The organism is Mesorhizobium sp. WSM4836, assembly GCF_055811815.1.
Genome location: NZ_JBVVQF010000033.1, coordinates 1 through 12,097 on the forward strand (window position 1 = coordinate 1; position 12,097 = coordinate 12,097).

The window sequence follows — 12,097 nt, forward strand, 5'->3', positions numbered from 1 at the left end:
AGTCTATTGGCTCTCAACAATGTCCACAATCCACCCCCTCGAGCTCATTTCCACGTTTATGAGTTCACGACCTAGCAAAGATGGGTGATGTTGGCTTGCTGCCGCATGAGCGATTAACGCCACAGCTGACGAAAGGAGCCGCCCGTAATGTTCGCGCTCTTATTCGAACGAATAAGTAAACCCTTGGGCTGAGGCGCCAACTGTCACCTTCGTCATCTTTTCGCCAGTGAGCGACCGGTTCAGCACGCCGCGGCTCAATTCCGGAAGAAGAGTGTTGGTCAGGATGGCGTCGATCATCCTGCCGCCGGATTCGATCTCCGTGCAGCGGGCCTTGACCAGATCCATGACACCATCGCCGATGACCAATTCCGCATCGTTGGTTGCGCGCAGCCGTCGAGCAATCTTGGCGAACTGGTGACGAGTGATCGCTTCAATCATAGAATCCGAAAGCGGAAAGTAAGGGATGGTCACCACCCGGCCGAGAAAGGCCGCAGGAAAGACCCTCAGCAACGGACTGCGCAACGCGGTGTCCAACTCGTCGAGCCCTGCCCGTTCCGCCCCGTTCCTTGTCCGGTCCATGATGACTTCGGAGCCGACGTTCGACGTGAGCAGGATCAGCGTGTTCTTGAAATCGATCCGTCGGCCTTCACTGTCGTCCATCATCCCTTTATCAAAGACTTGGAAGAAGATTTCGTGCACGTCCGGATGCGCCTTCTCGACCTCGTCGAGCAGGATCACCGAATAGGGCTTGCGTCGCACCGCCTCGGTGAGAATTCCGCCCTTGCCGTAACCGACATATCCGGGCGGCGCGCCCTTCAAGGTGGAGACCGTATGCGCCTCCTGGAATTCGGACATGTTGATCGAGATCAGGTTCTGTTCTCCGCCATAGAGCGTTTCGGCCAGTGCCAAGGCGGTTTCGGTCTTGCCGACGCCCGAGGGGCCGCAAAGCAGGAATACACCCACCGGCTTTTCCGGAGCGCCGAGACCGGCGCGGCTGGTCTGCACGCGCTTGGCGATCATCTCCATGGCGTGATCCTGTCCGACAACGCGCTCGGACAGGATCGCCGCGAGCCGCAGCGCCTTCTCGGTCTGACTCGACAGCATCCGCCCCGTCGGGATGCCCGTCCAGTCCCGAACCACGGCCGCCACGGCGTTGCGATCGACCGATGGCAGGATCAGCGGTGTTTCGCCTTGCGCCTCGGCCAGTTCGCTCATCAGTTCGCGCAGCCGAGCGAGATCGGCAGCCGGATCGGGAGACGGAGTACCATCTGCCGCCGGAACCTTCGTCCCGGCAGTGGACTGTTCGCTCCCTGGCACCTCGACGCTCTCTGTCTCAGGGGCGGCCCCCTGCCCTTCCACGGCATCGAGCGGCACGCCGTCACCGCGCAGCCTGGCACGCAGTTCGAGTATCTCAGCCACCAGCGCCTTTTCGCGCTCCCAGCGCTGCTGCGCGGCCGCGAGCGTGCGTTCGGTCTCGGCAAGTCCGGCCTCGACCCGAGCCTGCCGCTCGGCCACTTCGATGCCGATTGCAGCCTCGCGGCCGATAATGCCGCGCTCGACCTCCAGCGCCTGGCGACGCCGTATAATGTCCTCGACCTCGGCCGGCGTGGCGTGCTGCGATACGGCGACACGCGCACAGGCGGTGTCGAGAAGGCTGACCGCCTTGTCCGGCAGCTGCCGCGCCGGGATATAGCGATGCGACAGAGCGACCGCCGCGTCGATCGCCTCATCCAATATCTGAACCTTATGGTGCTGTTCGAGAACGCCAGCCACGCCGCGCAACATGAGGATGGCAACCGATTCCGAAGGCTCGTCGATCTTGATCACCTGGAAGCGGCGGGTCAGTGCCGGGTCTTTCTCGATGTGCTGCTTGTATTCCGCCCAGGTCGTTGCCGCTATCGTGCGAAGTTCGCCGCGCGCCAGCGCCGGCTTGAGCAGATTGGCAGCGTCGCCGGTTCCGGCAGCACCACCGGCCCCTATCAGGGTATGGGCTTCGTCGATGAAGAGGATGACCGGCGCTTCAGACGATTGAACTTCGTCGATTACGGCCTTCAGCCGTTTTTCGAATTCACCCTTTACGCTAGCGCCTGCCTGCATCAATCCGACGTCGAGCATGCGCACGCTCACCCCCTGCAGTGGAGGCGGCACATCGCCTTTGGCGATGCGCAGAGCAAAACCCTCCACGACTGCGGTCTTGCCGACACCCGCCTCGCCGGTCAGGATCGGATTGTTCTGCCGGCGCCGCATCAGTATGTCGACAATCTGCCTGATCTCCGGATCGCGGCCGGCGACCGGATCGATCTTTCCGTCGCGGGCGCGCTGGGTCAGGTCGGTGGCATATTTGGCCAGTGCCGAATCCCCGCCCGGAGCCCGCCGCGGCGCCTCTGTCGCGGTGACCGTTGGCGCAGCGCCGGCTTCGAGTGAGCCCTCCGTGACATCAGCGAAGCGCGCCACGACGGCGTCGGCGTCGATCTTGTCGAACTCGCCGCTGATCTTCGACAGCAGGCCTTCCAGCACCGGTGTCTTCAGGCAAGCAAGTACAACATGTGCGCTGCGGACCTCCTCCACGCCGAATTCCAGTGTTGCCAGATTCCAGCCCTCCTGGATGGCGTGGAAGATATGGTCGGAAAACTCTTCGATCGAGGTTGCGCCATAGGGCAGCTTGTCCACCGCGCGCGTCATATCGGCCGTAAGTCGGCTCGTATCCAGTCCCGCATCGGCGATCATCATTTGCACATCCGAGCGGTCGGAGAGCACCAGCTGCTCGATGAAGTGGACGAGTTCGACGTAAGGATTGCCGCGCAGCTTGGCACTGTCGGCCGCTGCCTTGAAGGCGCGCAACCCTACAGGATTGAGCTTGCCGACCAGTTCCTTGCGTTTGAAACTCTGCGATGACCGGCGCTGTTCCATCGAACGTGCTCCTGCACTCTGCAAGTGGATAACCTGCCACATAAGCAGTCACTTGACAAAGTGCGGGATGAACAAAGGTTGCAATGCCCGATTATGCGGGCTCCCACCATTGGTGGAAGATCCTGCATCGCCGGCCGCAAACAACGCGGGTCGTGACATCCCAGCACGACGCGTTCCCGGTCCAGGGCTCGCCAATCACGCCTCCAGATTCCACAATCAAGACAAGGCTGCATTAGCTTTTGTTAATTTTTTCCGCACTCGCTGAATTGTGGAAAAGCGCAACCGTGTGATAACGTAGGGGCAGGTCGGCCTCAGGGCCGGTGACTGGGGGATCGGTGTGATCGACGTCGCACTCTGGCTTGCTCCACTCGACGGTGAAAATCCGTCGGGAGAGGATTTGCGTAACGATCCGGCGTTTCACGAACTGGAGCGCCTGACGGAGCCCCAGGTCAAGGTTGTCCATGACGGCAACAACAGGCCCGTCTCGCAAAGCACCATTCCCGTCGACTGGCCAGCAGTGCTCACCAAGGCCGAGGAATTGCGCGCGCGTGGCCGCGACCTGCGCCTGATTGTAATTGTCACACGCGCATTGGCCAACGAGCAGGGACTGGCCGGGTTGGCGCAGGGTCTGACGCTTATTGGGCGGACATTCGACCAGTATTGGGAATCCATGCACCCGGCGCTGCGGCCCAACACGTCGCCTCGCGAGGCCGCCTTGCGTCGCATCAACGCGCTGCTCGACCTTCAAAACGGTCAGGACGGGCTACTGGCCAACCTGCGGCAAATGACTTTATTTGCGCCACGCTCGATCGGGCCGATCTGCGGACGCGACCTGGAACACGCTGCGCTCGACGACCGCGTCATGCTGCAAGAAGCAGCGTCAGGATTGAATGCGGCCGAAAAGGCAGCGCTTGTCAGTGCGCACGGACAACTGTTGAACCGGGTTCGTGCCGGGTGCGCGGCACAGGCGGATCAAGCCGATGAGGAAATGCAGTCACTCATCGGCGATGCGGGCGCAGCGGTCGCGGCACTGGAAGCCGTCGAGACAGCCCTCAACGCTCACCTTGAAGGCAGCGGCGGGACCACTATCCCGGAATTAAAACGTTTCCTGCAGCGTTTGCTGACAACCCTCGAGCGCAACTCGGCTGCCGGCGCGATGGCGGATGGCGCGGCAAAGCCGTCCGCTTCGCCTGCAGAACCGGTAATGCCTGCCCGAAACGGTCATGGAGCCGATACTATGGCAAGTGTGGCTAGCTACGCGGACTCGAGCACCGGACTTCCCGACCGGATTACTTCGCGCGACGACGTGGTGAAATGCCTGGACCTCGTCGTCGCCTTTTATGACCGCACCGAACCGTCGAGCCCGATCCCCCACCTCGCCCGCCGTGTGCGCCGGATGGTGCATATGGATTTTGTTGAACTGATGGAAGATCTCGCCCCGTCGGGACTGAAGGAGTTCCGGCTTCTTGCCGGCGTTCCCGACGCCAAGAAGACGGCTCAGAAGGATGAAAGGTAGCAAGCAATGCCAGCCGAAAGCAAAGCCAAGGTCATCGAACGAAATCGCGCGCCGCGCGTGCAGATCGCCTACGACGTGGAAACCTATGGCAGTCCAACGACCATCGAGCTGCCGTTTGTCATGGCCGTCATGGCCGACCTTTCGGGGGCTTCGCAGACCAAGGAAGCGTCGAAGTCGGTGCTGGACCGCTCCTTTGTCGAGACCGATGCGAACCGGTTCCCGCGTTTCATGGAGGCACTTGGACCACGCGTCAAAGCCCGCGTGAAGAACACGCTGCCCCAGGCTGAAGGGGCCGAGCGGGACGAGGAACTGGCGCTCGATCTTACCTTCACCAAGATGGGCGATTTCGCCCCGGACAAGATTGCCGAGCAGGTCCCACAGTTGGCCGAAATCCTCAAGATGCGCCGCCAGCTCGAGGAACTTCTCGGCTTCATGGACGGGCGCGTCGACGCCGAAAAGCGCATTGCGCAACTGCTGAACAATGAACCGCTTCTTGGCAAGATAGCCAGCCAGGCACTGGCGGACGACAAGGCAGGGGAATGACCATGGCCGAACAGCAAAAAACCGCCGCCGTCGCCGAGGCGGAAACCATCGATCTTGGAGAATTCAGCGGGCTTCTCGAGAAGGATTTCAAGGTCAAGAAGGATGACAGCGAAAAGCTGCAGCAATTAGTGCGCAATCTCGCACTTGCAGCGCAGACGCGTTCCGATACTACGACCATCTCGTCGAATGCGATCAAATCGATCAAGTCGCTGATCGCCGGGATCGACAAGATGCTTTCCGAACAAGTCAACGAGATCCTGCACGCGCCGGAAGTGCGCGAAATGGAGGGCACATGGCGTGGCCTGTGGTATCTCGTCAACAATACCGAGACAGATCAGAAGCTGAAGATCCGGGTAATGAACATTTCCAAGGAGCAGCTGGCCGACACCCTTGAGGATTATGAGGGCCAGATGTGGGATCAGAGCCCGATCTTCAAGAAAGTCTACACGGACGAATATTCGATGCTTGGCGGCGAGCCGATCGGCTGTGTGATTGGTGCCTACGAATTTTCCAACCACCCGCGCGATGTCGGTCTGCTGCGCAACATCTCCGGCATCTGCGCCTCAGCGCACACGCCCTTTATCGCAGCTGCCTCGCCTCGCCTGTTCCGCATGGACAGCTGGCAGGAATTGCCGAACCCGCAGGACCTGCAGCAGATCGTCTCCAACCCCGCCTATGCCTCGTGGCAGTCGCTGCGCGAGAGCGAGGATGCACGCTACATCGGCCTGACCATGCCCCGTGTTCTAGCAAGGCTGCCGTATGGCACAGATACCGTTCCGGTGAAGGGCTTCACCTTCGAGGAGGAGGTACATGGCGACCACAACAAATATGTTTGGATGAACGCCGCCTTCCCGATGGGCGTGAACATAAACCGCAGCCACAAGCTCTATGGCTGGGGCACGCAGATCCGCGGCGTCGAAAATGGCGGCACGGTCCTCAACCTGCCGGTGCACAGCTTCCCGACCGATGATGGCTCGATAGCGATGAAATGTCCGACGGAGGTCGCCATCGACGACCGGCGCGAGGCGGAGCTGGCCAAGCTCGGCCTGATGCCCATCCTGCATCGAAAGAACACCGATCTCGCCGCCTTTATTGGCGCCCATTCGCTGCAGGACGACGAGACCAGGGCGGGACGGCTAGTCGACCCCGATGCGCAGGCCAACGAGCGGCTGAGCGCCAACCTGCCCTACCTTTTCCCGGTCTCGCGCTTTGCCCACTACCTCAAGGCGATCGCGCGCGACAAGGTCGGTTCGTTCAAGGAGCGCTCCGACATGCAGATCTGGCTGACCGAATGGATCAACCGGTATGTGCTGGCCAACCCGGCCTTTGCCGACGACAAGGCGCGCGCCAAGCGCCCGCTCGCCGCCGCCGAGGTTCAGGTGGACAGCGTGGAAGGGCGCCCCGGCTACTACAATGCCCGCTTCTATCTGCGCCCGCATTATCAGCTGGAGGGTATCAATGCCTCGCTCCGACTGGTTTCGGAACTTCCGTCCGTAAAGACTTGATTTTGCAACAACAACATCTTGGTTTTTGAAACCGGTGGAGAAAGACAATGCCCACAAATACGAAGATTGATGGCTTTCTAAAGGTTCCGGATATCAAGGGTCCAAGCACTCGAGATGGCCATGAGGACGAAATCGAAATCCATGGCGTCGATTACAAGATGATCGCACCCTATGATCCAAATTCGCTCTCGCGCCGCGGTCGTGTGTCCTTGGGTATGATCAAGTTCACCAAGCATTACGACAAATCCTCGCCCTACCTGAAAAAGGCGCTGTTCGAAAACAAGGCCCTGGACGAAGTCGTGTTTTCGGCGCGGCGGACCATTGATGGCGAGACCAAGGATTACCTGGTCGTCACACTCACCGACGCCTCGATCATGGAATACGACATGTCGCAGGCGGAGGATGAGGAGGACCTGATCGAGGAAGAGGTCAGCTTTGCCTACAAGAAAATAAAGTTCGTCTACGACGACAACGACGAAATCGAAATGGATGTCTATGTCGGCAAGTGAGGCCCGGCGGCCCGGCGCGGACAAGTCGCTGGGTAGCGGCAGCTCGCGAGCAAAGCGCGAAGCGGTCCAGCCCTCTCTATGGGACCGCCTCGTAAACGATCTGCCGGGCGTGACCTCCGAGATAGACGGTTTGCGCCAGGCGCTGCAGGACGAGCTTGGCGCGGAGCGGCTGGACAACCTGGTTGCGGCCAGTGCGCGGCTCATCGACACCGACGCGGAGTTGACGGCCGACCAGAAGCGACGTCTGCATCGCCTCGCCTTTCAGAGCCAGCACCGCGCTGAAATCGAATGCCGGGGCGTGGTGGTGTCGGCTCGTGTGCTCAAGGAAGCCGTGCGGCGCGACGTCGAGGCTTTGTTCAATACCGAGCGCTTCGAGGCCGTTCCGCTTCTTTCCGACCTTGAAAGCGAACAGGCCGCGGACAACCCACCCTCCCTCGCCGATTTTCCGGAGGTGCGTCGCAGCGTCGTCAATTACGGAGTGCCCTCCTTCTCGGGCCGTTCTTCCCGCGACTTTGATCGCGAGGCCCTGGCGCGCGAGATCCGCTCGGTGCTTGCCACCTTCGAGCCGCGTCTCAAGGATAGTGCAACAAAGGTTGCGGTAACCCTTGGCGACAAATCCGTGGGCCTGAAGATCGAGATAGATGCGGTGTTGATCATGACGCCCACGCCCGAACGCATGCGCCTGCGCACCACGATCAATCTCGATAACGGCTTGGCTCGGACCGAATTTAGGGAAGCCTGAGATGGACCGGGTCTTCGTAGAATATTACGAGGAGGAACTGACCCATATCCGTGCGCTCGCGGCAGAATTTGCCGACATGCATCCGGCGGTGGCGCGCAACCTTTCACTCGATACGGTCCCCTGTCCGGACCCCTACGTCGAGCGGCTGCTTGACGGCGTTGCTTTCTTGGCCGCGCGGACCCGGCTCAAGGTCGATGCGGAACGCTCGCGTTTCTCGCGCGCCGTCCTTGATGTTCTCTATCCCGATCTTGTCACGCCGGCGCCGGCAACGGCCATGGTGGTGTTCAAACCCGGCCAGCAGGTCCAGACAATGATTGGGGGCCATGTCGTCAAGCGCAAAACGCGTCTGGTTTCCAGCCTCCAGCCAGGCCTGTCGACGCGTTGCACGTTCACCACCGCCCAGGACATCACGCTGTGGCCGATTGCCATCACCTCGTTCGGCTATTTTCAGGATCGCAGCGCCTTGGCTGCAGCCGGCATCGCTCGGATCGGCGGTGTGAATGGCGAGGCGGCGCTTCGCATCACGCTGGCTCGTACCGGAAAAGGCAAGCTCGACGAACTGTCGCTCGACCGGCTTGATCTCTACTTTTCGGCGCGCACCAAGGCACCGCTGCTTTTCGACGCGATTTTCGGCGCCTGCTCGGCCCTTGGTGCACGGCCGGAAGGCAAGGCCAACCCGATATCGCCGTTGCCGGTACCTGAAATGGTCGGCATCAGCGATGACGAAGCTCTGATGCCTCGTACACGTCCGACCTTCGAAGGATACCGTCTTCTGCGCGAATATTTCATGATGCCGGAGCGCTTTCAGTATGCTCGGATTTCGGGATTGCAGCCCATCGTGCGCAGATGCACAGCCGAGCTCGAGATCATCTTCGTCTTCAGGCGCCCGGTGCCTGAACTTGCCGATGTGACGGCGGCCGATTTTGAACTTTTCGCAACGCCGATCATCAATCTGTTCGAACGTGAGTGCAACGTTGTCGAGCTCGATCCGCGCAAGACGCGTCAGGTGCTGCATGCCGACCGCACGAGAGCGCGGGACTTCGAAATCTATCGGGTTGTCCGCGTCGAGGACGCCGACAGTGAGGGGAGCGACGCCGCAATCCCGGAGCTCTTCAGCCTGGGACAGAACCGCGGCAGCGGTTGGGTCTATTCCACCGAACGGCGCCCACGCCGCCCGACGGAGGAGGAACGGCGTGACGGCCTCACCCGCACTTCATACACTGGCGATGACGTTTTCCTGGCGATTTCACGCCCAGCGGAAAGTCCAGCGAACCGGCCGCTGAAGCGCGTCGACATCGTGGCGCTCTGCACCAACCGCGATCTGCCGATTCTTGACGACAACCCTACCTTGACTCTGGAAGCCGGCGATCCGGTCGAAACGATCCGGCTTCTCGGCGCATTGCGCCCGCCTCGCCCAGCCATCCCCGCAGCGCTGCCGGCGGGCGCGGCGGGTGAATCGCGAGCCGACAATCTCGCCTGGCGGCTTGTAGCGCAGCTCGCGCTCAACTTTCTAAGCCTTGCAAAGGAAGGTCGCGGCGTCGATCCGCTGCATGCGCTGCTTGAGCTTTACGCCGACAGGGGAGACCCGAGCCTCGCCCGCAATGTGCACTCGATCGTGCGCATCGACTCCCGGTCGGTCATCGAACGGCTGCAGATCCATGGGCCGATGTGCTTCGGACGAGGCACCGAGGTGACATTGCATGTCGACCAATCGGTTCTGGCGGGGCAGAGCACCTTGCTGCTTTCGGCCTTGCTGGCACGGCTGTTTGCCCGTCATGCCGGAATAAACGGCTTTGTGCGAACCCGCACATGGCTGCTGCAGAAGCAGGAGGATGTGCCATGGCCGATGACGCCCGGCAATCGCTACCTGATCTAGACAAGCCTGGCCGGTCAGAAGAGCTGTCGGATGCATTCGACTTCTTCGAGTTGTTGCGGCGACTCGAACGAAGAGGCGGGCTGTTCGGCTATTCCGGCCCGCCGGAGCGCGAGCCCTCGCGGCTCGGACAGCATGTCCGTCTCAGCTTTTCCGCCAAGGACCTGGCAGAATTCCGCGAAGCGACTGACAAAGCGCCCGCTCGGGTTACGGTCGCAAACATTGGTCTGATGGGACCAGAAGGTCCGATGCCCCTGCATTTGACGCGCTGGGTACTCGATCGCCTGTCGCAACGCTGGTTCACTGGCGCCGATGCGCAGCAGACCAGCGACACGACGTTCATGGACTTCGCCAACATTCTTCAGAACCGCATGATTGCGCTGTATTACAGGGCGTGGGCGGACGCCCATCCGGCGGTTCAGGTCGAGCGTCCGGTAGGTGGGCGCGTTCGCGCCATGCTTGAAGCCATGGCGGGAATGGGGCTTCCCGGCACCCACAATCCCGAACTGGACGCCGTGAAGCTGCGCCAGGCCGCCTCGCTTGCCAATCAGGTCGACGGCGCCGAGCGGCTGACGCTGTTCCTGGCTGAGGCGTTCAAGGTGCCGGTCCAGATCAGGGAGTTCATCGCTGCCTGGATGACCATACCAGCCGCGCTCCAGACCCGCCTTGGCAAAGCCTACGCAGGGCTCGGTCGGGGAGCGACGATCGGTCCGCGCGTCTTCAATCGTCAAAGCAGGATCGAGCTTCGCGTCGGCCCGCTGGGCTATGAGGAGTTCAAGGCGTTCCTGCCGGGCGGTCAACGCCTCAAATTGTTCAAGCAAGCCGTTAGCGACATGGTCGGCGAATCGCTCGACGTCGATCTGCGCATCGTGCTGGCGCGCGATGCCGTTCCGCCGCCGCGTATTGGAACCATGCAACTCGCCCGGACCGCGTGGCTTGCGCGGCCCGCTGAAAGGGGCGATGCTGACGACATGCGGCTGCGGACATTAGTCGGCTGGCGGCAGGAAGGGGCGGAGGTCGCGGCATGAGTCTGCTGCTGACGCTGGAGCATGGGCCACGCACCCAGGCGGTACGGCAGACCCGGCTTGACGAGGGGGAACTGGTGATCGGCCGCAGCGCCGACGCCGGCTGGCAGATCGATGATCCCGACATGTTCGTTTCACGCGCCCATTGCAGGATCACTGGTGGGCGCGACGGATATTTCGTCACCGATACGTCGAGCAGCGGATTGTTCATAGACGACTCCGACAGCCCGCTCGGCGCAGGCAAGTCGACGCGTCTTCGCAATGGCATGCGGCTGAAACTGGGCGATTACATCGTGCATGTCGATCTGCAGACGTCGAGTGCCCAAGCCACAGCAGCAGCCGCAGCGCCAGTTCCGGAGCGCTCACCGCCGGCGTCTCGGGCGCCGGTCAGCATCGGCCGTGACGATTTCTTTTCAGCCGCGGTGGAAGAAGAGCCGCAGCGGTCACGTCCAGCCGAGCTGCCGAACCCGTTCGAGCAGCCGATCCCGGGAGCGTTCGAGCGCGCCAATTCCAGACAGCGCAGCTCGCCTGCTTTCGACGACCCGTTCAGCCTCGATCCGGTCGCAACACCGGTGTCCAAAGGCACCGCAAACTATCCAGAACCAGCCAGCGCACCCAAGCAGACAGACCCATTTGGCCGCGACTTGGGAGCGTTCCCCCACGGCCTAACGGAGCCCGCGACGGCAAAGCTGCCGGAATTCAACGACGACTTCGGTTTTGGGCCAGCGGCGGCCAGCCCCGAAAGCGATGCGCGCTCGACCGGTCAGCGCGAGCGCGACACCCAGCCACTGCAAGCGGCCAATCCCTGGGACCTGCCCGTGCGAGCGGCAGATGCCCCTCCCCCAATGCGAGCAGGCGCAGCCGCCAGCCCCGCCCGCCAGCCGCCTGCGAGGCAGCACGCCGACATGGCGCTTCGCACCGCATTCCTGCGCGGTATGGGTTTCGCGGAAGCCGATTTTCCCGGGCGCGACGCCGTCGCCGAGATGGAGAAGTTCGGCCGCGAATATCGGCTTATGATGGAAGGATTGATGCAGCTGCTGCGCAAGCGCGCCGAAGAAAAAGGAAATGCCCGCGTTGCCCAGACAATGGTCGGAGCCTCCGAAGTCAATCCACTCAAGTTTCTGCCGACAGTCGACGACGCAATCGTGACGCTTATTGCCGAGCGCAGCCCCGGGTTTCTCGCCGGCGAAGCGGCTATCGCGGATGCGGTTCGCGACCTTGCACAACATCACGTGCGCGCCTGGCGCGGTGTGCAGGCCGCCTTGCGGCGGATGGTCGACCGTTTTGAGCCGGCTGCCATTGAAGAAGAGCTGAAATCGAGTTCCGCGATCGGCACGCTGTTGTCGGGCGGGCGCGGCGCCAAGCTGTGGGAGCTCTACCAGAAACGCCATCGTGAAATCGCCGAGAGCGCAGAAAAGAGCTTTCTCGGCGAAATCGGCGCCGATTTTCGGGATGCATATGAGGAGGAGTAAGA

At 61.8% G+C, this 12,097-nt stretch carries 9 protein-coding genes; 8 read left to right on the top strand and 1 reads right to left on the bottom strand.

Annotation, left to right across the window (positions count from 1 at the left end):
• Positions 1-159 precede the first annotated feature (159 nt).
• On the bottom strand, positions 160-2,910 hold the full coding sequence (gene tssH / locus AC0L2P_RS28555) for a type VI secretion system ATPase TssH (protein ID WP_473506124.1): 2,751 nt from the start codon (positions 2,908-2,910) through the stop codon (positions 160-162).
• A 337-nt stretch (positions 2,911-3,247) separates the two neighbouring features.
• Here tssH and tssA point away from each other — a divergent pair, with 337 nt between their 5' ends.
• Genes tssA through tagH form a run of 8 tightly spaced genes read left to right on the top strand, consistent with a single transcriptional unit; the run spans position 3,248 to position 12,095 of the window.
• Positions 3,248-4,426: a type VI secretion system protein TssA gene (gene tssA / locus AC0L2P_RS28560; protein WP_473506126.1), complete on the top strand. Its 1,179-nt coding sequence runs from the start codon at positions 3,248-3,250 to the stop codon at positions 4,424-4,426.
• Between the two features lie 6 nt (positions 4,427-4,432).
• Positions 4,433-4,969: a type VI secretion system contractile sheath small subunit gene (gene tssB / locus AC0L2P_RS28565; protein WP_352479410.1), complete on the top strand. Its 537-nt coding sequence runs from the start codon at positions 4,433-4,435 to the stop codon at positions 4,967-4,969.
• Positions 4,970-4,971: 2 nt separating this feature from the next.
• Positions 4,972-6,474 (top strand): type VI secretion system contractile sheath large subunit, encoded by a 1,503-nt coding sequence (tssC, locus tag AC0L2P_RS28570; protein WP_023720342.1) that lies wholly within the window; start codon positions 4,972-4,974, stop codon positions 6,472-6,474.
• Positions 6,475-6,521: 47 nt separating this feature from the next.
• Positions 6,522-6,983, top strand: coding sequence for an Hcp family type VI secretion system effector (locus AC0L2P_RS28575; protein ID WP_023678576.1), 462 nt, complete (start codon positions 6,522-6,524; stop codon positions 6,981-6,983).
• Positions 6,970-7,725, top strand: coding sequence for a type VI secretion system baseplate subunit TssE (gene tssE / locus AC0L2P_RS28580; protein WP_473506129.1), 756 nt, complete (start codon positions 6,970-6,972; stop codon positions 7,723-7,725). The genes AC0L2P_RS28575 and tssE overlap by 14 nt, the downstream gene beginning before the upstream one ends.
• A gap of 1 nt (position 7,726) precedes the next feature.
• Positions 7,727-9,601: a type VI secretion system baseplate subunit TssF gene (gene tssF / locus AC0L2P_RS28585; RefSeq protein WP_473506131.1), complete on the top strand. Its 1,875-nt coding sequence runs from the start codon at positions 7,727-7,729 to the stop codon at positions 9,599-9,601.
• Positions 9,565-10,626 (top strand): type VI secretion system baseplate subunit TssG, encoded by a 1,062-nt coding sequence (gene tssG / locus AC0L2P_RS28590; protein WP_473506133.1) that lies wholly within the window; start codon positions 9,565-9,567, stop codon positions 10,624-10,626. The genes tssF and tssG overlap by 37 nt, the downstream gene beginning before the upstream one ends.
• Positions 10,623-12,095, top strand: a complete 1,473-nt coding sequence (tagH, locus tag AC0L2P_RS28595) for a type VI secretion system-associated FHA domain protein TagH (protein WP_473506135.1) — start codon at positions 10,623-10,625, stop codon at positions 12,093-12,095. Before tssG ends, tagH begins: the two co-directional genes overlap by 4 nt.
• The last annotated feature ends 2 nt before the right edge of the window (positions 12,096-12,097 follow it).

What these genes read in the sequence shown, in the direction of transcription:
- tssH (WP_473506124.1), bottom strand. Translation starts at nt 2,910, where the DNA reads ATGGAACAGCGCCGGTCATCGCAGAGTTTCAAACGCAAGGAACTGGTC.
- tssB (WP_352479410.1), top strand. Translation starts at nt 4,433, where the DNA reads ATGCCAGCCGAAAGCAAAGCCAAGGTCATCGAACGAAATCGCGCGCCG.
- tssC (WP_023720342.1), top strand. Translation starts at nt 4,972, where the DNA reads ATGGCCGAACAGCAAAAAACCGCCGCCGTCGCCGAGGCGGAAACCATC.
- AC0L2P_RS28575 (WP_023678576.1), top strand. Translation starts at nt 6,522, where the DNA reads ATGCCCACAAATACGAAGATTGATGGCTTTCTAAAGGTTCCGGATATC.
- tssE (WP_473506129.1), top strand. Translation starts at nt 6,970, where the DNA reads ATGTCGGCAAGTGAGGCCCGGCGGCCCGGCGCGGACAAGTCGCTGGGT.
- tssF (WP_473506131.1), top strand. Translation starts at nt 7,727, where the DNA reads ATGGACCGGGTCTTCGTAGAATATTACGAGGAGGAACTGACCCATATC.
- tssG (WP_473506133.1), top strand. Translation starts at nt 9,565, where the DNA reads ATGGCCGATGACGCCCGGCAATCGCTACCTGATCTAGACAAGCCTGGC.
- tagH (WP_473506135.1), top strand. Translation starts at nt 10,623, where the DNA reads ATGAGTCTGCTGCTGACGCTGGAGCATGGGCCACGCACCCAGGCGGTA.